Here is a 23,262-nt window from a genome sequence, read left to right as displayed (position 1 = left end):
TTTAGAATTGATTATAGCAATATAATATTCATCAGCTAATACAGTTAAAGAAAAAATGAAATATTTAGCGAATAATATTGATGAACTTTATTCTTTTGTTGATATCCCTAAAGAAAATATTATCCAAACTCTTACTTTTTATTATGAAAGTCAGGAATCTCAACTAAATGAAAAAGAAAAAAGTGAGATAAAAAAAGTAATAGACGATCATAATAAATTTTTCTAAAGAAAAGATCTATAAGTATGTGGTTATAATTATCAATCTATCTATAATTTTGTTTTGTGCATTTGGAGCTTTGATGGGTGGTATATACGGATTATGGATAATTCTACTTCATATGTTGATTCCATTTTATTCAGTTATATTAACGCTAATTATATAGTCAGATGTTTTGGTTAATTCTTTTTTATTGTTTGAAAAGAATATTTCCTTTATGCCAAATGAAAAAAGTGATATAATAAAATAAATGAGGAATTGACAAATTAAAAATTTGTGCATAATGTGCATAACATGAGATTATTTATTTAATAGGAGATTATAGAATGACTAAAATCATGCTAAGTGAAAAACAGAAAAAACTTGATATCGACCTTTGGATTATTGTGGTTGTTTCATTAGTAAGTTTGGGGATATTTATGGTATTTCAAAAAGACTTTTATGGAATCATAAAAAACGAAGAATTACCTATTTTATCCCGTGTTATGTTAGCTGCATTGTTTCAATATGGAGTTGCGGGACTGGGAATTACAATTGTTTCTGTTTTTAGAAAAGAGACTTTTTTTTCCTATGGTTTAAAGACCAAGGGGATGATAATGTCTATCTTGCTTGGTGTTCTGTGCTTTGTTCCCAATATAATATTTTCTTATACCTTAGGGCACAGCAATGGTTATTTGCCGTTTCAGACTGTTTTGACGACAAAAGAAGTTCTTTCAAGCGGTTTCCCTATCAATGTAATAGGGATGCTTATTACAGGAGTTGCATGGGGTTTTTTTGAGGGCTTTAATTATGTAGTAATAAGTGAAAAGATAAACAGGCGCTACCCGGCAAATTCTAAATGGCTTAATTGGGGTGCGATTTTTTGTGCCATTATGTGCATTTTAATTCATGGAGCTATCGGGGTCACTTTTGAAGGAATCGTTGAAATGATTACCATCGCGATTATTATATATGGAATGCTTATGGTAAAAGAATTTACAGGGAATGCGTGGGGGTGTGTATTTATTTTTGTATTTTTATGGAATGCTTTCTAAAAATATAAAACAATACCACGCAACTATTCCCTAAATATACATTTAAGGAATAGTTATTTCTTGCCTGCTTATTTATTTAGAAAAAAAACATCCATAAATCTCCTTCTAGGAAATATCACAGATGTTTTTGTTATAGTCAAATTCTTCTTCCAAATTTAGTTGGATTCTATCGCGTCTTCTATTTAGATAAACAAATTTCTTCAGAATTATTTTAGAGCCATTTATTTAGATTAAATTTTCTACCAATATTGATATTGTCATGGTAATAAGTGCAAATAACATAGCAACAGTTAAAAATGAAAAAATACTTATTAATACTCTCATTAAAATTATTTGGTAACTAAAACCCAAATATATGAATATAAAGTTAATTATATATAGTAATAATAAGAACAATAATAAACCGGACGTACTATTTTTTAAATCTTCTCTACTTAAACCCATATGAGTTGTCACTGAGTACATAATATATATATACAGTATGTATTGAAAAAAATTATGGTTTTTAAATGGATTTAAATTTGATATTATAGCAAGTACTATATTTACATAAATATTAAATGAATCTAAAAGATTATTAATATTATTCATATTTAACATATTGTTTTTAAAAATACCATAGATGGCTGAAAATTCATTTGGTAATAGAAACCACATACACAACATCAAAAATAAAGTACCTATTATTATGGGTGCTATTGCAATAAAGAAATTCCCAACCTTTTGATAAGGATTATTTAAATCACATCTATGATTAACGTAACCCATTATTCCGTCATAACGACTCTTAAACGGTCTAAATAACGAAAATTCGGTTATTTCATGTCTAAATATAACGCAAAATATCATATGACTAAATTCATGTATAACTGTGCCAACTATTCCTGTTACTAATATTCCCTTTCTACCAAAAGTACGATATATTGAGCCGGAATTCTTCTTTTCTACAAAATTAAATATCATACCAAAAAATAATAGCAATAAAGTATATTCAATTGTATATATAAAAGCCATTTTTAAAGAAATAATAAAATTTTCCATATAAATACCGCCTCTTGACTCCTTGACTTTAAAATTATCTAATATCCTTTGCTTCCAATCTGTATATAGGCATCCCCAGGTTCATATATCTGTCTTCATATTCTGTTGTAATATTTCCGGTCCAAGAACTTTTTGCTAAATTTAGAGAAATATTTTTTAATTTCCAATCATTATTACAAAATTCATTTAAACTAAATTCAAATAAAGCACTATTATCGGTTTTAAAATGTATTTCCGAATTGTTTTTTAATTTTTTTCTATATAATTCCAAAAAATTATGATGAGTTAATCTTTTTTTAGCATATCTATTTTTATGCCAAGGATCACAAAAATTTATATAAATTCTGTCTAACTCATCGTCATCGAAGTAAGTATCTAATAATTCTACATTCCCCCATAAAAAAGCAATATTATTTAAGTTTAGTTTATCCGCCTTTTCTACTGCTTTTACAAGAACTTCTTCTTTAACTTCTAATGCAATATAATTAATATCTGGATTTTCTTTTGCTAATGTTGTAATAAATTTTCCTCTCCCCGTTCCAACTTCTATATGAATCGGGTTTTCATTTTCAAAAAAAATATTCCACTTTCCTTTATAGTTATTTATTATATCTTTATATATTTCATCTTCTATTAATATTCTATAATCAAATAAGGTACAATCTCCACTATTATCTTTCGGTGAAGCCTGTTTTATCATCCCATTGACTATAAAATCTTTATATGATAATAATTTTTCATCAGAACCTTTTTTCTTTCTTCTTCGCATAAACATCTCCCCTTTTATTTGTAAAAAAGAAGAGCTGTCAATGACAGCTCTTAAAATAAAATATTAGTGACAACCGCCTGAACAACTTCCACAACTGCTCTGCATATCCTTCATCTTTTCAGGTATAACTCTGAAACCACCGCCTAAATCTTGAATTAACATATCACCAAATTGCTCATATTCCTGTGCATCCATAATAAATTCAAGCTCTTCTATATTATAAGATAAATCACTTGATTTCTTTTCATCTAGGGCAAGTCCAAATGATGGTCCCGAACAAGCTGCACCTGCAAAATACATTCTTATTGATGTTGGCTGATCTGTCTGTTCTGATATTATTTCTCTCAATACTTCTAACGCTGTCTGAGCTGCTTCTACTTTCATATTATATCTCCTTATTAACCTTATATATTATTATTTGTCGAATACATTCCGGTATCTCTATTAAATTTGATACCCATTAAACTACGATTCAAAATAAAAATATTCCCAAATATGATTATATCACACATATTTTTTTTATTAAAGTCTATTATTAAAACTAACTTAATATTAATCGTCTACTTTTTATACATTTAATTGGAAGGTTTCACCTTGTTCCAAGCTTTTTTTTACATCAATGACTCTTTGATTTTCAGAACCTCTATATTTAAGCTTTAAATTTCTTTTGTCTATTTCAAATTTTCCATCAACCAATATATCAACCAATTTTATTATATCCATTTTTTCTTTATTGTCCAAAATATCTTCAAATACATATCCGGTCCATAACCATATAGATTTATCCGGATATTCTTCTTTTATTCTTTTTAATAAATTTAATAAACATGAATCCATATTTTGCTGCAGTGGCTCTCCGCCAAGAATATTTACACCCACAACTACGGGATCTGATACATAACTTATAAACTCATTCTCTTCATTCTTTGTCCATTTATTTCCATAGTTAAAATCTTGTAATTCTTCATTAAAACAACCTTCACATTTATGTGTACAGCCGGAAACAAAAATAGTAGTTCTTACTCCCGGTCCATTTGTCACATCAAATTTTCTTATTTCACTATAATTCAACATTAATCCCCCTTTTACGATTAAAAAAATGTCAAAATGGCAATATGAATTCATATTGCCATTTATTAGTATCATTTATTATATAATAATTCATATATAGTTTTAAACTATGATATTATCTAAACTAATGGTCATTTATAGGTGAAGAACTCTGTCTCCAATTTCCTGAGTACGTCCTTTGTTCCAGAAATTAGTTCCAATATATCCACAAGTACGTCTCATAACCTGCATTTCGTCTTTATCAGTATTTCCGCAAGAAGGACAATACCATTCTAAATTCTCATCTACTTGTATTTCACCTGTAAATCCACATTTATAGCAAACATCCGGTTTAGTATTTATTTCTGCATATTGAACATTATGATAAATAAAGTTTATTAATTGCTCAACCGCCTCTAAATTTTTAGACATATCCGGAACCTCCACATAAGAAATACAACCTCCAGTTGAAATTTCATGGAAAGGTGCTTCGAATTTCAGTTTTGAGAATGCATCTATTTCCTCACAAACGTTTACGTGATAAGAATTAGTGTAATATAACTTATCAGTTACCCCCTTTATTTCACCAAAACGGGATTTATCGATTCTACAGAATCTATATACAAGTGATTCTGCCGGTGTTCCGTATAAACTAAAACCTAAACCTGTATCATTTCTCCATCTGTCACATGCATCTTTCATATGTCTCATAACGTCCATAGCGAATTTCTGACCTTCCGGAGTTGTATGGCTTACACCTAACATAGCATAAACCATTTCATATATACCGACATATCCCAAAGATAAAGTTGAATAACTTTCTTTAAGTAACGGGTCTATCTTTTCGCCTTTTTTCAACCTTGCAATGGCACCATGTTGCCAATGAATAGGTGAAACATCAGATAAAGTACCTAAAAGCATTTTATGTCTACAAAGTAATGCTTCTTTGCATAAATCCAATCTCTGATCCAATATATTCCAGAATTGGCCCATTTTTCCTTCAGATAATATAGCAATTTGAGGCAGATTTAAAGATACAACTCCTTGGTTAAATCTTCCATACCATTTATATTCTCCATTTTTGTCTTGCCAAGGTGATAAGTGAGATCTACATCCCATAGGCGGAAACGTACATCCTTTATAATTTTTTCTTAATATCTTTGCACTTTGATAATCAGGAACCAGTCTTTTTGCAGTACATTCTGCTGCCAACTTAGTAATATAGTCGTATTTTCCACCTTCAAGACAATTATTCTCATCCAATAGATAAACTAATTTTGGAAATGCCTCACCTATATTTTGCCCTTTATAGTTCTTCATACCTTCCAGTCTCTGCTTTATCATCTCTTCACAAATCAATGCCATTTCTCTCTCATATTCATTACCGGATTCTATTTCCAAATATATTGTAGCAAAAGGTGCCTGTCCGTTTGTAGTCATAAGAGTAGATAATTGATATCTTATAGTTTGAACACCATCTTTTAAATCTTTCAACATCATATCTTCAGATATGTCTTCTGCCAAATTCTCATCACTATATTTTTCTAAATAAAATTTATAGAATTTATCCTTAGTCCTTCTTAAATAAGGTGCCAGATGTTTTATTGAAATGCTTTGTCCGCCATATTGATTACTTGCTACCTGTGCCATTATCTGCGTTGTAACTGTACACGCAGTAGAAAATGACTTTGGTGATTCAACCATCTTTTCATTAATTACTGTACCATTATCAAGCATATCTTCAACATTAATTAGACAACAGTTAAAAATAGGCTGTAAGGTATAGTCCATATCATGCCAGTGGATAGCGCCTTCATCATGAGCTTGTACTATATGTGGCGGAATTAACTTTCTTCTAGCAATATCTTTTGAAACTTCACCGGCAATTAAATCTCTTTGAGTAGAACATATAACCGCATTCTTATTGGAATTCTCATCCATAATATCTTCATTAGATTTTTTCATTAATTCAAGAATGGAATTATCTGTTGTATTTACTTGTCTTTTAAACTGCTGAACTGCCCTATATCCTTCATATGCCCTTGCTGTTTCACTATGATTATAGTGAATTAATCGATCATATACAAAACCTTCTATTTTATATATTGTAGGTGTTGATTCTTCAGATAAAAAAAAGTTTTCACAGTCTCTTGCAACTGCTTCAGCAATATCCGGATGATATAATCCACTTCCATTTTTCATTGCTTTTTCCACTGCTATTCTTATTTTAGACCTATCAAAAGGTACTTCTGTTCCATCTCTTTTAATAACAAACATGTTCTTCACTCTCTCCATTCTATCACAATTTCTCTATTAATAATTAATTTTTAATAAATATATTTTTAAATACTTAAAAATAATTTAAATATAATTCCAAATTATATATACCCTCTAAATTATAGAATAAACAATTTATAAACCATCTATACACCATATATAGAATGAGAAATCAATTCCAATACAATATATAGTATCTTCGCTTATAAGTATAAGATAAATCTACTAAATATACAAGTATAATTTTTTTGCGAAATATTGATAAAAATAGAGTTACTTTATCAAATAATGTTTTTTTGGTATCAATAATAGTCAGAACATATCATATTATACTATTAATACTTTTTATTCATATTTTTAATAAAGCAAATTAAGAAAAATTTCTTGTTTTTTAATTAATATTTTTTAATTTGCCATTAAAATTGAAGTCAATGTATAATAACCATTTATTCTGAATAAGTGCTCATCTTGATTAATAGCCTGTTTCCAATATTTGGAATAATATGAAACCATTTGGTATCATATATGTATATTTATTTTATTATTCATGATATAATCTACATATATAAGTAAAAAAGTAAAAGGAGATAAAAAGATGGATATAATGGAAAATGAACAAAAAGTATATGATAAATTAAATGAATTGGGTATAGAATATAAGGTTATAGAACATAAGCCCGTGTATACTGCCGCCGATCTAGAAGATATCAAAGATAGAGCTTTTGGTATTCATTGCAAGAATCTTTTTTTGAGAAACGCAAAGGGAGATAAATACTATATGATTACAGTAAAAGATGATGCAGATGTCGATATAAAGGATATTAGAGAAAAAATAGGCTCTACCAGACTTTCTTTTGCTTCTACTGAAAGACTTATGAAGGTTTTGGGATTACTTCCGGGTTCTGTAAATCCATTTTCATTAATTAATGATACGGAAAAAGTAGTTACATTTTACTTGGATAAAAGCGTAATGACAGGAGAAGACTTGAATTTTCATCCAAATGTAAATACAAAAATGGTAACAATATCGTTGGAGGGATTAAAAAAATATCTTGCACACATAGGTGTTACTTTGAATACAATTATTTTATAATGTTTAATTATCATAAAAAGTAAAGGCGAGCATATACTCGCCTTATTGATATTTTGATTAAAGTATTCCCATTCTTTCTAGTGCTTTTAACGAACCCATTTTTGAGTGATCATAAGTCAATCCACCTTGAAAATATACATTATAAGGTTCTCTAATAGGTGCATCTGCACTTAATTCTATTGATGAACCCTGAACAAATGCTCCTGCCGCCATAATTACTTCATCATCATACCCAGGCATTGCCCATGGTACCGGTTTTACAAAAGAATCTACAGGAGCGGCTTCTTGAACACCTTCACAAAATTTGATTACTTCATCTGCACTTTTTAATTGTACTATTTGTATAATGTCACTTCTTTCAGCATCATAAGATGGATTTACTTTGTATCCTAGTTTTTCAAATAATCTGGCACAAAATACCGCTCCCATAACAGCTTGTGACACTACGTACGGAGCTAAAAATAATCCTTGAAGTATTGTTCTGGTAGTTCCAAACATAAGGCCACATTCTTTTCCAATACCAGGTGAAGTCAACCTATATGAAATTAGTTCAATCAAATCTTTTTTCCCAACTATATAACCACCTGCCAATGCGAGCCCTCCTCCAGGATTTTTAATTAAAGATCCTGCCATAACATCTGCTCCAACATCAGTTGGTTCCAGTGCTTCCAAAAATTCACCATAACAATTATCTATCATTACTATGACATCTTGTTTTACAGATTTCACTGCTTTTATAGCCTCTTTAATATCCGATATGCTAAGTGATTTTCTCCATGCATATCCCTTGGATCTCTGTATCATTACAAGTTTAGTTTTTTCTCCTATTTCATTTTTAGCTCCTTCAATATCTATGTTTCCATCTTCTAGAAAATCAACCTGTTTATATGTAACACCAAATTCCTTCAGGCATCCTTTTTCTTCCCTTATTCCAATTACTCCCTGAAGAGTATCATAAGGTGCAGAAGTTATTGACAATATTTCATCACCCGGTCTTACTATTCCCTGTATAGTCAAAGATAAAGCATGAGTTCCGTTTACAATTTGAGGCCTTACAAGGGCATCTTCAGAATGAAAAACTTTAGCATATATCTCTTCAACCTTTTCTCTCCCCAGATCATTATATCCATATCCTGTAGTCCAGTTGAAATGGTTATCGCTTAGATTTGCTTCCTGCATTGCATTTAAAACTTTTAACTGATTATATTCTCTAATTTCTTTCATTCTATCAAACTGTTCTTTTATATCTTCATCTACAGATTTAGATAATTCAAAAATTTCTTTTTTTATTCCATATTTTCTTAGCAAAATTTCTTCCGTTTCCCTTAACATTTATCTCTCCTTAAGTAGATTCATAATAATATCTATTTGTTCATCTATGTTTTTTGTGTTATCCAAGTCAATCCAAAATGCATCTTTATACCTTTTAAACCAGGTAATTTGTCTTTTGGCATATCTTCTGCTATTCTGTTTTATAATTGATTTGGATTCTTCCAGTGTTGTTATTCCATTTAAGTAATCAATTATCTCTTTATATCCAATTGCTTTCATTGAAACAAGATCTTTAGAAAATCCTTCATCAACTAGTGATTTCACTTCTTCTATCAGACCATTTTCAAACATCAAGTCAACTCTATAATTAATTCTATCATATAGTAATTTTCTATTTCTATTTAATACTACGATTTTTGCATCATATTTTTCATTGAGTTCTAAGTCCTTGGAAAAATCTCCTAACTCTCCACCCAATTTAAAAATTTCAATTGCCCTAATGACTCTTTTCGTATTATTTTTATGAATTTTATTGGCAACTTCTTCAGAATATGATTTTAACAAATTATGCATATAATCAATTCCTTTATTATTAAGTAATTCATTTAGTTCCAATCTTAACCTTTCATCGGAATTGGAATTTCCAAAATTCATTTTATACAAAATAGAATTTAAATAAAGTCCTGTACCCCCTGTTATAATGGGAAATTTTCCTCTATTATGTATATCTTCAATACATTTTTTTGCCAGATCACCATATTCGGATACTGAAAATTCATCATCCGGATTAAGTATATCAATTAAATGGTGAGGAACACCTTTCATTTCTCTATGAGTAATTTTAGCACTACCAATGTCCATTTTTTTATATATTTGAGTAGCATCGGCTGAAATGATTTCTGCATTGAGTATTTCTGCTAATTTTACAGATAAATCAGTCTTCCCAACTGCAGTAGGACCTGTAAGTATAAGTATTGGTATCTTTGACATCATTTCTACCTTTCTATAATATTCTTTTAAACATTTTTTCTATATCGTATTTCGTCATCTTCACTAAAACAGGTCTTCCATGAGGACACGTATATTGATTATCACATTTTTCCAGTTGTTTTATAAGTTCGACAGCTTCACTATAACCTATTTTATCATTGGCTTTAATTGCGGATTTACAAGCAATTTCAGCAATTTCATCATATTTTGTATCATAAATATTATCAATTTTATCAATATTGTCTATAAGCTCGTAAATAAACCGTTGACTTTCAGGTTTTCCAAATACATTAGGAACTCCTCTTATACTTATGTTTTTGTGTCCGAACTCTTCGACTAAGAAACCGTATTGTTCAAATACATCTAAATTAGCCAGTGTTTTCAGCATATCACCGGGAGATAAATCCATTATTATCGGATCTATCAACATTTGTATGTTAACCTTATTAGATTTAAATTTGTTCATATATTCTTCAAACCTTACTCTCTCATGAGCGGCATGTTGGTCTACCATTATCATTTCATCCCCTCGAGAAAATATAATATAAGTATCAAAAATTATACCTATAAATTTAAGGTTTTTAAAGTCACTATTCTTAGCAGGTTCGTTTTCTAAAAAAGAAAATTCTTTTGTTTCTACATTATCTACATTATCTGTATAAAGATTTATATCGCTGTCATTTTTTGCAGTTTTAATATTTTCTGTCGACTCAATAAAATTTTCTAGCATTGAAAAAGAAGAAGTAGTATTAACTATATTAGACTCTTCTATTATATCTGCATTAAAATTGCTATTGTTTATATCTATGTTTTGATCAGATCTTTCATTTGAATTATTATCTATAGAATCTGTTATACCAGATTTTTTTTCGCTGCTATAGATTCCTTCACTAACCTCTTTTCTTTCACTTATTTCAGCATCGTTTTTTATTTGTTCTTCTTTTGAATAAGAAAAGTCATTATATTGTGCAAATCTGGATTTATCAAATAGTGATTTAGTTTCTTTTTTAGGATTATATTTGCCAATAAGGCTGCTTTTCATAAGAACTCCTCTAATATAGTCACCTAAATCTCCCAACAATATATCCTCACTATCAAATTTCACTTCTAATTTATTTGGATGAATATTCACATCTATCATATTAGGATTTATATGTAGGTTAATAAAATAAACCGGAAATTTATTGATTGGTATTATAGCTTTATATGATTCATTAATTATATTCATAATATTTGAACTTTTGACATATCTGCCATTTATAAATAAATGTTGTAAATTTCTATTTGATCTATATATATTATTATTTGCTATATAACCATCAATTTTAAAAAACTTAGATTCAAAATCCAGTTTAATTAAGTTATCACTTACATCTTTTCCATATATAAGCCTAATTGTATTATAAATACTGCCATCTCCAAGTGTTTCAAATACATTTTTTTTATTGTTTATATATATAAACTTGATATCTGGATTGCCTATTGCGAGTTTATTCATTAAATCAGTAATTGCTTGGGTTTCAGACTGATTGGATTTGAGAAATTTTCTTCTTGCAGGAGTATTAAAAAATAATGAGTTAACTACTATTTTTGTTCCATTATTCGACGCAGATGGTTTTTTTGAAATAATTCTTCCACCATCAACTTTAATATTTGTTCCAATCAGTGCATCATTGGTTTTAGTTAACATTTCCAGCTTTGAAACAGCTGCAATCGATGCAAGAGCTTCCCCTCTAAATCCCAGAGAATTTAAATCATATAAATCCTCCGCTCTATTTATTTTACTTGTAGCATGTCTCATAAAAGCTTTGTTAACATCATCGTGCTCTATCCCATAGCCATTATCTACAACTTTTATTAAATCTTTACCCCCATTTTGTATTTCTACAGTTATTATAGTCGAGCCGGCATCAATAGAGTTTTCAACCAACTCTTTTACTATAGATGAAGGTCTTTCTATGACTTCACCTGCTGCAATTTTATTTATTGTTGAATCGTCTAAGATATTTATTCTAGCCATATAACCTCCTAACTTTCTTATTTTATTTCTTTAGCCTTTTTTTGTAATTCATATACAACAGTCATAATATCCATTGGAGTAGAATTCATTAAATCAATTTCAAGAATCGAATCTACAAATTCTTCATATTCACTATTTCCGATTGTTTCTGTGTTGAATATAAGTTGAACAGGTTGCTTAGGCTCCTGAATAAAGTTATTCTCTTTCAAGTTTTCGTACTTTTTTACTTGATTATTTTCGAAATCTGATATTTCTGAATTTATGTATTCGTTCGATTTATCGATACTTGTAGCATTATAAATATGATTTTTTTCCAGTTCAGATAAAATTTTATCTGCTCTAGATATCACTTCGTCAGGTAATTTTGCCAATTTTGCCACATATATTCCATAACTTCTATCTGCTGCGTTAGGTATAATTTTTCTTAAAAATACAATATTATCCCCATCTTCTTTTACCTGTACAGAATAATTCTTAATATTTTTATATTTATTTTCTAATTCCGTAAGCTCGTGATAGTGTGTAGCAAATAAAGTCTTGGCCTCTATATTATCATGAATATATTCGACTATAGACCATGCTAATGAAATCCCATCGTATGTACTTGTTCCACGACCTACTTCGTCTAAAATAATTAAACTGTCTTTTGTAGCATTAGAAAGAATCTGGCTTACTTCATTCATTTCGACCATAAATGTTGATTGTCCTTGCGATAAATCATCGCTTGCTCCAACCCTTGTAAAAATTCTATCTAGAATAGGTATATTTGCTGATGTTGCAGGCACGTAACAACCGATATGTGCCATTAACGAAATTAAAGCAACTTGCCGCATATATGTTGATTTCCCGGACATATTTGGTCCTGTTATAATATTTATCTTATTTTCATCATCAATATATGTATCATTTGAGATAAAATTTTCACTCCCCATTATTTGTTCAATAACAGGATGTCTCCCATCTTTTATTTCAAGTCTGCCTGATGTATTAATAGTAGGTTTTACATAGTTATATTTATTTGCCATTATTGCATTTGATAAATATATGTCTAATTCAGCGATTATATTGGCTACTATTTGTATTCTTTCAATATTTTCATATACAGAATTTCTTATGAGTTTAAATATATCATACTCAATATTTTTTATTTTATCTTCTGCATTTATTATTTTATCTTCTATTTCCTTAAGCTCAGGAGTTATAAATCTTTCAGCATTTACAAGAGTTTGTTTTCTAATATACGATTCATCCAAATCCACTTGCGAAAGGGCCGATTTTGTCATCTCAATATAATATCCAAAAACTTTGTTGTAACCGATTTTTAAAGTTTTTGCGCCTGTTTTTTCCCTTTCTCTTTTTTCAATATCTTTAATTAAATATGCACCATTATTAGAAATATCCCTTAACTCTTCAAGTTCTTTCGAATATTCACTCTTGATTATATTACCATCTTTAATATTATTTGATGGTTCATCAAGTATTGAGTTTTCTATTAATTCAAATATGTCATACAGGGGATCAATATTATCTGCAAAATCTTTTAAAATATCTACTTTTGAATTTACTATAGTCTTTATAATATTTGGAAGCATAGATATGCTATTTTTCAAATTTATCAAATCTTTTGGCATCACTCTTTCATAGGCTATTTTTGCACAAATTCTCTCTAAATCAAAAATTTTTGACAATGAATTTTTCAATTCTTCTCTTAAAATAAAATCGTTTTTTATAGATTCGCTGACATCCAGTCTATAATCTATCTTTGTTTTATTAGTAAGAGGTTGCTCAATGTATTTTCTAAGCATTCTTGCTCCCATAGGTGTAGATGTATAATCAAGTACTTTCAATAAAGAACCTTTCTTGCTACCACCTCTAATTGTTTGTGTCAACTCAAGATTTACCCTTGTGAATATGTCAAGAGCCATATAGTCAGTTGATTTATATATATTTATTTTGCTAATATTAGTAGACTCTATCATCTGTGTATTTCTAATATAATTTAAAGCAATCGATATAGATTTATATAGATTATTATTTTCTATATTCAGAGAAGAAAGATATTCCCTGGAAAAAGTATTATATAGTACTTTTTCGCTTAGCAAATCCTGATCAAAATCATAATTCAAATAAATATTAGACATCTGAGATAATGATTTTAGGGATTTCACTATTTCTTTATCATTAGAAATAATCTCAGCAGGTGATATTTTGGCAACTTCATCTTTTATATTATTTTTATTAATTAAAGTGGAATTTAATTCTCCTGTAGTTATATCTACATACGTTATAGAGGAATCCTGACCCTCGCAATAAATAGTCATTAAATAGTTATTTTTAGTATTTTCCAGAGTATCATTTTCAAGTAATGTTCCTGGTGTTACTATCTTCACTACTTCTCTTTTTACTAATCCTTTAGCAGTTGCCGGATCTTCAACCTGTTCTCCAATTGCCACTTTATATCCTGATTCTATTAATTTTGCCAGATAAGTAGAAACAGAATGATATGGAACTCCGCACATGGGTGCTCTTTCTTCTAATCCACATGCTTTTCCGGTAAGAGCAATATTTAATACTTTAGAAGCAAGTAATGCGTCATCAAAAAACATTTCATAAAAATCGCCCAATCTATAAAAAAGAATACAATCAGAATACTGTTCTTTTGTTTCCAGATATTTTTTCATCATAGGTGAAAGTTTATTTTTATCTATATCCATACATACCTCCATAATATACCTCTAATGTTTAATTATATCATAAATATCTAATAAATATGCTTTTTAGTTAATAAAAATAGGACCTATATCGCAAGTATAATAAGTCCTATTAATATAGATAAAATTTTTATTCTTCCCCTTAAATCATTTTATAACTTTGTTTTTTTAAATCTTTTATCAAAATCAAAATTCCTGATATTATTACAATAAAATCAACAACTGGTTCGGCCCACCAAACTGCCGTTGAACCGAAAAACATCGGTAATAGTATCATTGCCGGTATGAATAAAATTAATTGTCGAAACATAACTATCAATCCTGCTTTTTTACCATCACCTATAGACTGAAAATAAGTAATGATCATTATCATTATTCCATATAACATGAATATTGAGTAAAACAGCCTAAAATTAGTAATCCCTTTAGCAATTATTTCAGGGCTAATTTTAAAAAGCAACAATATCTTTTCCGAAAATAATTCTGCTGGTATCCAAAATAATGCTGCAAGAACGGTTCCACCTATACAAAAAATTTTCATTGTTTCTCTAACTCTGTCAATTTTTCTTGCTCCAAAATTTGTACCGATTATAGGCTGAAGCCCTTGACTCATTCCCCAAATAGGAATAAATGAAAATCCATAAAGCCTCATTGTAGCTGACATTAATATACCACTAGGCTCTCCTCCATATTTAAAGGCCTGTTTGTATAAAATGGTTTGTTGTACCATAAATAATATTTGCATGAACATTGCTGATACACCAACAGAAAACATTTCTCCATAAATCTCTTTTTCTGGTTTTATCTTATGTATTTTTACGATTTTACTTTTTCTTACAAAATAATTTAAAGTGACTATGCCCTGGATAAATTGAGATAAAATGGTAGCTATTGCTGCACCTTCAATTGCATTATCTCCCATTGCTATCATAAAAATAGGATCCAATATTATATTTAGTGCAGCACCTAATCCCATAATCATCATGGCTTTTTTCATTAGTCCCTCACCACGCATTACCATATTAGCTGATTGCGTAAAATTAACAAAAATAGATCCTAAAAAAATTATTCTTAGATACCTTACTCCTAAACTTCTAATTTCTTTAGTTGTACCAAGGAGTAATAAAAATTTTTCGGACAATAATATACCTGTTATCATAATAATGATTGAAAATAGTAACACCCAAAATATTAAATTTCCCATTATTTTGTCTACTTTTTTATAATCACCTTTTCCCAATGCTCTTGAAAGAATTGAAGCGCTACCAATACCTATGAGAACTGCAATTCCATTATTTGCCAATGTCAATGGCATAGATACGCTACAAGCTGCCATTGCTTTTTCGCCTATTATTTGCCCTGCAAAAATACCATCCATCAATGGATATAAACCTATTACCAGCATTCCAATTACAGCAGGTATTGATAATTGGAACATCAGATTAATCGGACTCTTTGTAAGTAATTGCTCTTTCATGCTCTCATTCACTCTATTTTCCCCCTTTTAAAAGCTTTAAATATATAGTTAATTATTTATTATTTTTCTTTTTATAGTATTCTATATATGCTCTTAACATAACTAACAAAACATCTTTATTTTTTATAAAAACATCTCTATCCCCTAAAATTTCGGCTCCTAGTATAATAGAGTTTATAAATGATATTATAAATTCATTCATAAATAAATCTCTATTTTCTCTAAAAACTTCTTCATCAATTTTGTCTAAATCATTTGTAACTTCATATTTTAATTTGTCATATAGATTTTTCAAATTGATATCTTTTTTTATTTCTTGCAGAAACATAACATATATAGGCATAAAATCATTATTATCAATCATTTTATCAACAATCATTTCTGAAAATTTCTCTTCCCAATTTTTACGAGAATTTTCTTTCAGATAATTTTTTATTATTCCTTTTCTGTATTCATTTCCTTCTTTCATGATGTCGTACAGGATATCTGCAGTATTTTTGTAATAATAGTACACACCTCCTTTTGACATGGATGTATTATTTATTACATCCTCCATTGTCGTATTATTAAAACCCTTTTCTAAAAATTTCTCTCTTGCAGCCTGACAAATTTCTTTTTTTCTTTCGGTTGCTGATAGTTTTTTTCGAGTACTCATTTTTTCACCCCATATTTTTAAAACTATATACTATATTTAAACAAAAAATATTTCGACGATATCGTCAGTTTGATTATATCATCTATTAAAATTCCAGTCAACTATTTTTGATTTTTATTATCAGTTATAATTTTGTTCAAAAAATTGACCCAAAAAATCTTATTTTTGAGTCAATAATTTTTAAATAACTATTTTAATAAAGTCAATATTTCTTTTTTTAGACAGGCGTTTAAAGCTAGATCTTTTTTATTATAATCAGGTTCAGTCAATATATATTCTTTTTTTATACTTGCCGGTCTAGAGGATAGCACATATATTCTATCTGATAATAGTATAGCTTCATCTATATCATGAGTGATAAGCAATATAGTTGAGTTTACTTTTTTTCTAACTGATAAAAACCATTCTTGTAACGAAGACTTAGTAATGGAATCCAATGCTCCAAATGGTTCATCTAGAAGCATCAAATCTTTTGAACAAATATAAGTTCTTAAAAAGTTTGCTCTTTGTTTCATGCCACCGGATAATTCAGATGGATATTTTGTTTCATAACCTACTAAATCAAATACTTCAAAATATTTTTCAGCTTCTTTTCTTGCATATTTTCTGCTTATACCTTTAATTTGAAGTGGCAGACTCACATTATCCAGTATGTCTTTGTGTGGAAGCAACAAATCTTTTTGGTACATATAACTAATTTCTCCATCAACGTATGTATTACCCGAATCAGAAGATGTAAGTGATGTAATAATGTTAAAAATTGTACTTTTTCCACAACCACTTGGTCCGACTAATGAAACAAGTTCTCCCCTGTTTACAAATAAATTTATATCCTTTAGAATTTGATTTCCATCATAGTACTTATTGATATTTTTAAGAATTATTTTTTTATTTTTGTCCTGGTAAGAATTCATTTGTAAATGCCTCATCAACGTCTAAATCCATTTTTATCAAGCCATTATTTTTCATAAAATTAGCATAATTTTTCCATACTGATACTTTCATTTCTCCCCAAAACTTTGCATCTGACTGATATTCACCAGCAAGATACTTTTGGCTTTCCACAACAAGATTTTTATCTAATTCAGGCACTGATTTTGAAAGAATTTCAGCTGCTTCTTTTGGATTTTCCATCGCAAAGCTATATCCCTTTGCAGTAGCTTCCATAAATTTTTTAGCAAGATCTTTATCTTCATTAGCTATTTTCTTGCTTGTGATAAGTACCGGTGTATAATAATCTAATGCAGGATCAATGCTTTTAATTGGTATATAATTTATATCTTCTTCTCTAAGCTGAGCTTCAATTCCAGTCCATCCCATATATACCCATGCGAAATCTATATTTTTCTTAGTCGCAGCAAAATAATCATCCTGACCTATATCTACTCTTTTTAGTTTGGAAAAATCAGCCCCATTTTTTTTCATTGCCAATTTGATGATTGCTTCTTCAGAAGGAGAACCCCATCCCCCATAAATTTTTCCTTCAAAATCTTTTGGTGAATGAATATTTTTTGAAACCGGAGATGCAAACCCTGAGGTGTTATGCTGAACTATTGCAGCAATTGCCTTGATAGGCAAAGGATCCTTCTCTCTAGTTAGGGCATAAGTAACATCTTCCTGATAACTTACGCCGAAATCGGCTTTTCCAGTCGCCACCAATGTTGGAGCATCACCATCAGATGGTTGTACTATATCCACATCCATTCCTAAATCTTTGTAATACCCCTTTTCCTTTGCAACATACATACCAGTATGGTTTGTATTTGGAGTGTAGTCTAACATTACCGTTATTTTTTTATTTTTGTATTTTACAGGTTCTTCAACTTTTTTAGAAAAGCAACCTGTAAGAATAGAAAGTGAAATTACTCCCACTAGTCCTAATGATAGTATTTTTTTTAGTTTCATTTTAACCTCCATTTTGTTTTAAATATTTTATGTCATTTTGTATATAAGCTTTATAAATTATTGATATAATTCTAAGTTAAATGGCTTTAACTATATATTTTTTCAAAAAAGATATAATACCCACAAATATTAAACTAAATATTACCACTAATATAGTGCAGGCAAACACCTTATCTAATGCATAGGAACTTTTTGCTCTAACCATATAAACTCCTAATCCATTTGAGCCTCCTAGCCATTCTGCAACCGTAGCTGCTATAAATGCATAAGTACTGGAAATTTTCAAACCTGTGAAAAACTTATTCAACGACATCGGAAACTTTAGATGAATAAAAGTTTTCCATTTACTTGCTCTCATTACTCTAAATAAATTTAAAAAATCTCTGTCTATACTATCCAAACCATCTGTGAAATTTATAAGCATAGGAAAAAAACAAGTTAGTATAACCAATAAAACCTTTGATTTAATTCCAAATCCAAACCATATTACAAGAAGAGGAGCTATTGTAATAGTAGGAATCATCTGTGTTACATACATAATTGGATAAAATGCTTTTTTAAGAATAGGTATGAAATCCATCATTGTACCTATTATAAGTGCGACCAAAACAGAAATTCCAAGTCCTAAAACCGTTTCCAGTAAGGTTACTTTACTATGAAACATAAGAATCTCCCAGTCATATAAAAATTCCTTATATATATCCATCGGCGATGGCAAGATATAAGAAGGTATTTTAAAATAACTCACAAAAATCTGCCAAATCAGTATGATACTAAAAAAAGTAATTATTGGATATAAGTAATTAAGCCATTTATCTGTGATTTTTAAGTTTTTCATCTATAGTAATTCCACCTTGTTTTTGATCTATTCTGAAAATAGTAATAACTCTTTCACAACCTAATTCAAATGGTATTAGATGTATTTTTTTTGCTAAATCAAATACTTCATCCAGTCCACCTTGAACTGTTGTACTATTTGCTCCAATTTCATATTTTAATCCACTTATTTCTATTTCATTAATACAAGCATCCACAACTTTATACATTTCTTCCTCGCAACCAAATGGTCTAAGTGGCATGACAGCTATATCTGCAATAACCATATAAAAATCTCCTTTCAACTTCAAATAAAAAAGCCCCTACAGTGAGGGACTAAATAAAATTCCAGCACTGGCATTATCCAATGGGTCAAAGGGTCGAAAAAATTCCTCTCAGCAAAAGCTCCCCTGTATTTTTATATTGTATTTATTATTATACCATAGAACTAAGTTTATTAACAAAATTTCTAACTATTTGTGCCGTAATTCCCCAAATAATATATTTACCATATTTATAAAAAATAACTTGATTCTTTAAACTTCCCCAAAAATATTCTCTTGAAATATTCATCTCGTCGAAAGGAAAGTCAGATGAAGGTGTAATTTTAATAGTATTATAATAAATATCCGGTTCGTTTTTCTTAAAAAAATCTATAGGCACAGTAAAAAGTTCCTCTACTTCATCATTTTTTATATCTAAATCGACATTTTTACATATTCCTAAATAGCAGTGTATAATTCCCTTAGTAGGTGTTATATATGAATCTAATTCTGTAATAATATCTAAATTACTGGAATTTGATTCTAATTCTTCGCAAAACTCTCTAATGGCAGCTTCTCTTGGAGTTTCTCCGTTATCAACTCTTCCACCCGGTAAAGATACTTCCCCGGGTTGATGCTTTAAATTTTTGGAACGAAGTTGAAATATAATTGAATCTCTTCCTTCTATTTCTACTACAGGAAGAACCACTGAAGATATAAAGGCTTTATCAGGACCTATTACCCCTTTATCATATTCTTTAAAAATTTTTCTGTAATCAATCATTTTTTCTCCTTACATAATTTATCTATTTAAATAATTTATAATTCTTCCGTTTTATAAAAGTATATCCCAAATTATGGAAAATAAATCTATAATTAATATATTATATTTTTTTATATTCTGATTTATATCACTAAATATGCTAGATAAAAGCATCTTTTATTTTAAAAGATTCACTCAACAGGTTATCTTTTATATTGATTCATCCTCATATGAATTTTATATAAAAATCAAGAGATATGTTAAAATAACTAAAAAATTACTCAGAAGGGTACCTATCAAATAATATTCAGCAAATACTATATCATCACTAATTTTTTTATATCTAGCTATTGATTTCGCAGTTAATACAAAACCGATAGCAGAATATTGGCCAACAGATAAAAGTAATAAAACTATACTCCTTTCCAAAATTCCAATCAAGGCTCCGGCATTTGGCTTACCTCCTCTTTTATGGACATCGCTATTTTTATTACTTTCTTTACTATAATTTGATTCATATTTAAATCCTTTTAATACTTTTTTAATAGTTATTTTACAAGGATTTACTATAATTAATAATCCCAGAATCCAAGAAAAAATCCTATCGAAACTCAAAATATTATTTTCATATATAGATTGAATTAATCCTGTATAAAAAATAGTATATTGTTTAGCCGAAATAAATAAAACAATAAAAATAATGCATAATATGTGTACAGCTTGATCAATTAAGTAGACAATTGCCTCTTTTCTTTCAGAAAATTTATTCTTACAATTAAGTTTATATGCAAATTTCACAACATCAACTATCAAATGAGCAATTGAAGCGGTTAAAGCATAAATAAAAGCAGAACTTCCAAATATTGGAGTTATAACCAAAATCATAACTATAAAATAAATTAAACAGTGCAAAAATAATTTTGGTATATTTTTTTCCTTTTCTACTGCTAAAGAATTTGATTGGAAATAGAAGTCGCCTAAAAAATGACCTATTAACATCAATAAAACTAATATTCTATACATAATTTTCCCTCCCAAATTCGGATAAGTATTTTTCAATGGTTTCCATTGCATACTTATAAGTATAGTATTTAGCACTTTTCAAAGCCTTATTAACGCTTGATTGCCCTATACTAAGAGCATTTGCTGTTTTATACTGATTTTGTCCGTTGGATAAATATGTCAAAATTATTTCTTTTTGTCTCTCAGTCCATTTTGATTTTAAAGCAGTACAAACAGATAATATAGAATTTAGCAATTCATCAATACAGTAATTTTTACTTTGATGTTTATCATCTGTCGAGCTAATCATCACATTTGAAATTCTTTCTGTATACTGCTTTTCTATACATTCTATTCTTGAGATCATTTCTCTCGCTCTATGGTATGCCGGACCATCTACTTCTGAAGAGTTTTCATAGTTAATATCAGTAGATATTGCTCCTATACCTATACCAAAGCGTACCTCAACTGATAATAAACCTATTTCTATGTAGGAAATAATTTCAATTGCTTTATCTGGAGTTTTTAAAAGTCCTTGGAATTCATCACCCAAAGTAATAATAAATTTAGAAGCTATATATTCATGGTATTTTTTATTTATGTCATCTAATAAATTTTTTAGTCTTTTTTGTATTTCATTTCTATTTTCTATTTTTCTTGAGTTTACAATATCACCGATAATGGCTGCATATCTCTGATTAGGAGAATTATTTATATTATTCATAATTAGCACCTCACAAAAGATTAAATATTACTTAAATATATAAGTATTTCATCTATATATTATACTATATATAAAGATTCCCTTCAATACGAATCTTTATATATAATTCACTTTAAAGGGAATCTTTTTATACTAATATACTAAAAATTTGAAATCAACTCCAATTATTTATATAATATTAAGAAAAAAAGAAAAAGCTGGAAAAATCCAGCTTGATATATTTATATTATCTTGATAATTCCTTTTTTGCTCTAATCAGGGTACTTTTAGAAATGCCGGTCATTTCTTCAACTTTTTTATATGAATAAGAATCTAGCATTTTTAATGCTTCTTCAATCTGTTTTTGAGAGTATTTTTTAGGTCTTCCTTCTTTGAATCCATTTGTTTTTTTAGCCTTATTTTTTCCGGACTGAATTCTTTCCACTAATAACGCTTTTTCAAACTCATTCATTGAAATAATGACTTTTAATACCATATCTCCAGCAATAGAATCATCTATAAGTCCAGTATCTAAAATATGAATATTTGCATTTTTGCTTCTTAAATTTTCAATAATCTCACAAGCATCCGAAACCGATTTTGCAAATCTATCTAATTTTGTCACAACTAAAGTATCCCCTTCTTTTATTAAAGAAAGTAAATTAGCAAGTTCCGGCTTGAAATTCATATCAAGAGTAGTTTCTTTTATTATTTTACAACCATAATATCGCTCACTTATTCTATCTTCTTGTTCTTTTAAGAAGCCTTGTTCTATTTGCTTAGGCGTAGTCGCTCTGCAATAACCATAAATCAAAATACTGCACCTCCTTAAAGTTTCAAAACTTATAACATATCAATCTATATAATTTCAGATAAAAATCTATAAAGTAAAAATAATTATATTTTTATTAAATATAATATTGAACAATTGTTTTAGATATTACATATTATATCATAGTTTGTACTAAAAAGACAATTACTAATATTCAAAAATAGAAAAATATTTTTGAATATTATATATGATGTATTATTTTCAATCTAATATAATCATATATATGGTTTAAAATTTTAATGGTACAATTTAAGATTCTATTTTTTAAAAAAATAAAACACCCAAATTCTTTTATTCATAATGAATTTGGGTATTACTAAAGATTCTATATTTTTCACTAATTAGTCTATTTTTTGTTTATGACTATAATTT

General features: G+C 28.7%; 22 protein-coding genes. 3 read left to right on the top strand and 19 right to left on the bottom strand.

The genetic code is table 11. The annotated features are described in order from the left end of the window. Window positions 1–55 precede the first annotated feature (55 nt). The gene (locus HLB29_RS03370) at window positions 56–226 is read left to right on the top strand and encodes a hypothetical protein (RefSeq protein WP_185623748.1); all 171 of its coding nucleotides are present in this window, start codon (window positions 56–58) and stop codon (window positions 224–226) included. Window positions 227–543: 317 nt separating this feature from the next. Continuing rightward, window positions 544–1,251 (top strand): hypothetical protein, encoded by a 708-nt coding sequence (locus tag HLB29_RS03365; RefSeq protein ID WP_185623747.1) that lies wholly within the window; start codon window positions 544–546, stop codon window positions 1,249–1,251. Between the two features lie 225 nt (window positions 1,252–1,476). Here HLB29_RS03365 and HLB29_RS03360 read toward each other — a convergent pair whose 3' ends face one another. The 5 genes from HLB29_RS03360 to nrdD form a co-directional block, all read right to left on the bottom strand. Continuing rightward, window positions 1,477–2,292 carry a hypothetical protein gene (locus HLB29_RS03360; protein WP_185623746.1) on the bottom strand — a complete coding sequence of 272 codons (816 nt, stop codon included), beginning with the start codon at window positions 2,290–2,292 and terminating at the stop codon, window positions 1,477–1,479. Between the two features lie 34 nt (window positions 2,293–2,326). Next, window positions 2,327–3,061: a tRNA (guanosine(46)-N7)-methyltransferase TrmB gene (gene trmB / locus HLB29_RS03355; protein WP_185623745.1), complete on the bottom strand. Its 735-nt coding sequence runs from the start codon at window positions 3,059–3,061 to the stop codon at window positions 2,327–2,329. A 63-nt stretch (window positions 3,062–3,124) separates the two neighbouring features. Beyond that, window positions 3,125–3,445, bottom strand: a complete 321-nt coding sequence (locus tag HLB29_RS03350) for a Fe-S cluster assembly protein HesB (RefSeq protein WP_185623744.1) — start codon at window positions 3,443–3,445, stop codon at window positions 3,125–3,127. Window positions 3,446–3,628: 183 nt separating this feature from the next. Beyond that, window positions 3,629–4,135, bottom strand: coding sequence for an anaerobic ribonucleoside-triphosphate reductase activating protein (gene nrdG / locus HLB29_RS03345; protein ID WP_330604379.1), 507 nt, complete (start codon window positions 4,133–4,135; stop codon window positions 3,629–3,631). Between the two features lie 132 nt (window positions 4,136–4,267). Then, window positions 4,268–6,388, bottom strand: coding sequence for an anaerobic ribonucleoside-triphosphate reductase (gene nrdD / locus HLB29_RS03340; protein WP_185623743.1), 2,121 nt, complete (start codon window positions 6,386–6,388; stop codon window positions 4,268–4,270). A 595-nt stretch (window positions 6,389–6,983) separates the two neighbouring features. Here nrdD and HLB29_RS03335 point away from each other — a divergent pair. After that, window positions 6,984–7,481, top strand: coding sequence for a prolyl-tRNA synthetase associated domain-containing protein (locus HLB29_RS03335; protein WP_185623742.1), 498 nt, complete (start codon window positions 6,984–6,986; stop codon window positions 7,479–7,481). A gap of 57 nt (window positions 7,482–7,538) precedes the next feature. On the opposite strand, the gene HLB29_RS03330 is transcribed toward HLB29_RS03335, so the two are convergent. The 14 genes from HLB29_RS03330 to HLB29_RS03265 all read right to left on the bottom strand — a co-directional run bounded on the left by HLB29_RS03330 (window position 7,539) and on the right by HLB29_RS03265 (window position 22,872). Next, window positions 7,539–8,813 (bottom strand): methionine gamma-lyase family protein, encoded by a 1,275-nt coding sequence (locus HLB29_RS03330; RefSeq protein WP_185623741.1) that lies wholly within the window; start codon window positions 8,811–8,813, stop codon window positions 7,539–7,541. Further along, a complete protein-coding gene (gene miaA / locus HLB29_RS03325) occupies window positions 8,814–9,746 on the bottom strand; it encodes a tRNA (adenosine(37)-N6)-dimethylallyltransferase MiaA (protein WP_185623740.1) in 933 nt (310 codons plus the stop codon). Between the two features lie 10 nt (window positions 9,747–9,756). Beyond that, window positions 9,757–11,763, bottom strand: coding sequence for a DNA mismatch repair endonuclease MutL (mutL, locus tag HLB29_RS03320; RefSeq protein ID WP_185623739.1), 2,007 nt, complete (start codon window positions 11,761–11,763; stop codon window positions 9,757–9,759). A 17-nt stretch (window positions 11,764–11,780) separates the two neighbouring features. After that, window positions 11,781–14,477 (bottom strand): DNA mismatch repair protein MutS, encoded by a 2,697-nt coding sequence (mutS, locus tag HLB29_RS03315; RefSeq protein WP_185623738.1) that lies wholly within the window; start codon window positions 14,475–14,477, stop codon window positions 11,781–11,783. 139 nt (window positions 14,478–14,616) lie between these two features. Further along, a complete protein-coding gene (locus HLB29_RS03310; RefSeq protein ID WP_185623737.1) occupies window positions 14,617–15,963 on the bottom strand; it encodes an MATE family efflux transporter in 1,347 nt (448 codons plus the stop codon). Window positions 15,964–16,003: 40 nt separating this feature from the next. Then, window positions 16,004–16,606, bottom strand: a complete 603-nt coding sequence (locus HLB29_RS03305) for a TetR/AcrR family transcriptional regulator (RefSeq protein ID WP_185623736.1) — start codon at window positions 16,604–16,606, stop codon at window positions 16,004–16,006. A 188-nt stretch (window positions 16,607–16,794) separates the two neighbouring features. After that, the gene (locus HLB29_RS03300) at window positions 16,795–17,520 is read right to left on the bottom strand and encodes an ABC transporter ATP-binding protein (RefSeq protein WP_185623735.1); all 726 of its coding nucleotides are present in this window, start codon (window positions 17,518–17,520) and stop codon (window positions 16,795–16,797) included. After that, complete coding sequence (locus HLB29_RS03295; protein WP_185623734.1) at window positions 17,495–18,511, bottom strand: ABC transporter substrate-binding protein; 1,017 nt, start codon at window positions 18,509–18,511, stop codon at window positions 17,495–17,497. The genes HLB29_RS03300 and HLB29_RS03295 overlap by 26 nt, the downstream gene beginning before the upstream one ends. A gap of 76 nt (window positions 18,512–18,587) precedes the next feature. Beyond that, window positions 18,588–19,175: an ABC transporter permease gene (locus HLB29_RS03290; RefSeq protein ID WP_330604377.1), complete on the bottom strand. Its 588-nt coding sequence runs from the start codon at window positions 19,173–19,175 to the stop codon at window positions 18,588–18,590. Between the two features lie 148 nt (window positions 19,176–19,323). Next, window positions 19,324–19,614: a thiamine-binding protein gene (locus HLB29_RS03285; protein WP_185623732.1), complete on the bottom strand. Its 291-nt coding sequence runs from the start codon at window positions 19,612–19,614 to the stop codon at window positions 19,324–19,326. 148 nt (window positions 19,615–19,762) lie between these two features. Then, the gene (locus HLB29_RS03280) at window positions 19,763–20,374 is read right to left on the bottom strand and encodes an NUDIX hydrolase (RefSeq protein ID WP_185623731.1); all 612 of its coding nucleotides are present in this window, start codon (window positions 20,372–20,374) and stop codon (window positions 19,763–19,765) included. Window positions 20,375–20,590: 216 nt separating this feature from the next. Further along, complete coding sequence (locus HLB29_RS03275; RefSeq protein WP_185623730.1) at window positions 20,591–21,376, bottom strand: DUF3307 domain-containing protein; 786 nt, start codon at window positions 21,374–21,376, stop codon at window positions 20,591–20,593. After that, a complete protein-coding gene (locus tag HLB29_RS03270) occupies window positions 21,369–22,079 on the bottom strand; it encodes a SatD family protein (protein ID WP_185623729.1) in 711 nt (236 codons plus the stop codon). Before HLB29_RS03270 ends, HLB29_RS03275 begins: the two co-directional genes overlap by 8 nt. A gap of 226 nt (window positions 22,080–22,305) precedes the next feature. Beyond that, the gene (locus HLB29_RS03265; protein WP_185623728.1) at window positions 22,306–22,872 is read right to left on the bottom strand and encodes a recombinase family protein; all 567 of its coding nucleotides are present in this window, start codon (window positions 22,870–22,872) and stop codon (window positions 22,306–22,308) included. Window positions 22,873–23,262 lie beyond the last annotated feature (390 nt).

Source organism: Peptostreptococcus canis (assembly GCF_014229965.1).
Classification (GTDB): Bacteria; Bacillota; Clostridia; order Peptostreptococcales; family Peptostreptococcaceae; genus Peptostreptococcus; species Peptostreptococcus canis.
This window is presented reverse-complemented; position numbering and strand designations above follow the sequence as displayed.

Bases quoted from the DNA above. Each gene is read 5' to 3' on its own strand.
- HLB29_RS03330 (WP_185623741.1), bottom strand. From the start codon at position 8,813: ATGTTAAGGGAAACGGAAGAAATTTTGCTAAGAAAATATGGAATAAAA.
- mutS (WP_185623738.1), bottom strand. From the start codon at position 14,477: ATGGATATAGATAAAAATAAACTTTCACCTATGATGAAAAAATATCTG.
- HLB29_RS03350 (WP_185623744.1), bottom strand. From the start codon at position 3,445: ATGAAAGTAGAAGCAGCTCAGACAGCGTTAGAAGTATTGAGAGAAATA.
- HLB29_RS03365 (WP_185623747.1), top strand. From the start codon at position 544: ATGACTAAAATCATGCTAAGTGAAAAACAGAAAAAACTTGATATCGAC.
- nrdD (WP_185623743.1), bottom strand. From the start codon at position 6,388: ATGTTTGTTATTAAAAGAGATGGAACAGAAGTACCTTTTGATAGGTCT.
- HLB29_RS03270 (WP_185623729.1), bottom strand. From the start codon at position 22,079: ATGAATAATATAAATAATTCTCCTAATCAGAGATATGCAGCCATTATC.
- miaA (WP_185623740.1), bottom strand. From the start codon at position 9,746: ATGATGTCAAAGATACCAATACTTATACTTACAGGTCCTACTGCAGTT.
- trmB (WP_185623745.1), bottom strand. From the start codon at position 3,061: ATGCGAAGAAGAAAGAAAAAAGGTTCTGATGAAAAATTATTATCATAT.
- HLB29_RS03295 (WP_185623734.1), bottom strand. From the start codon at position 18,511: ATGAAACTAAAAAAAATACTATCATTAGGACTAGTGGGAGTAATTTCA.
- HLB29_RS03305 (WP_185623736.1), bottom strand. From the start codon at position 16,606: ATGAGTACTCGAAAAAAACTATCAGCAACCGAAAGAAAAAAAGAAATT.
- mutL (WP_185623739.1), bottom strand. From the start codon at position 11,763: ATGGCTAGAATAAATATCTTAGACGATTCAACAATAAATAAAATTGCA.
- HLB29_RS03280 (WP_185623731.1), bottom strand. From the start codon at position 20,374: ATGATTGATTACAGAAAAATTTTTAAAGAATATGATAAAGGGGTAATA.
- HLB29_RS03370 (WP_185623748.1), top strand. From the start codon at position 56: ATGAAATATTTAGCGAATAATATTGATGAACTTTATTCTTTTGTTGAT.
- HLB29_RS03300 (WP_185623735.1), bottom strand. From the start codon at position 17,520: ATGAATTCTTACCAGGACAAAAATAAAAAAATAATTCTTAAAAATATC.
- HLB29_RS03360 (WP_185623746.1), bottom strand. From the start codon at position 2,292: ATGGAAAATTTTATTATTTCTTTAAAAATGGCTTTTATATATACAATT.
- HLB29_RS03275 (WP_185623730.1), bottom strand. From the start codon at position 21,376: ATGTATAGAATATTAGTTTTATTGATGTTAATAGGTCATTTTTTAGGC.
- HLB29_RS03285 (WP_185623732.1), bottom strand. From the start codon at position 19,614: ATGGTTATTGCAGATATAGCTGTCATGCCACTTAGACCATTTGGTTGC.
- HLB29_RS03335 (WP_185623742.1), top strand. From the start codon at position 6,984: ATGGATATAATGGAAAATGAACAAAAAGTATATGATAAATTAAATGAA.
- nrdG (WP_330604379.1), bottom strand. From the start codon at position 4,135: ATGTTGAATTATAGTGAAATAAGAAAATTTGATGTGACAAATGGACCG.
- HLB29_RS03290 (WP_330604377.1), bottom strand. From the start codon at position 19,175: ATGTTTCATAGTAAAGTAACCTTACTGGAAACGGTTTTAGGACTTGGA.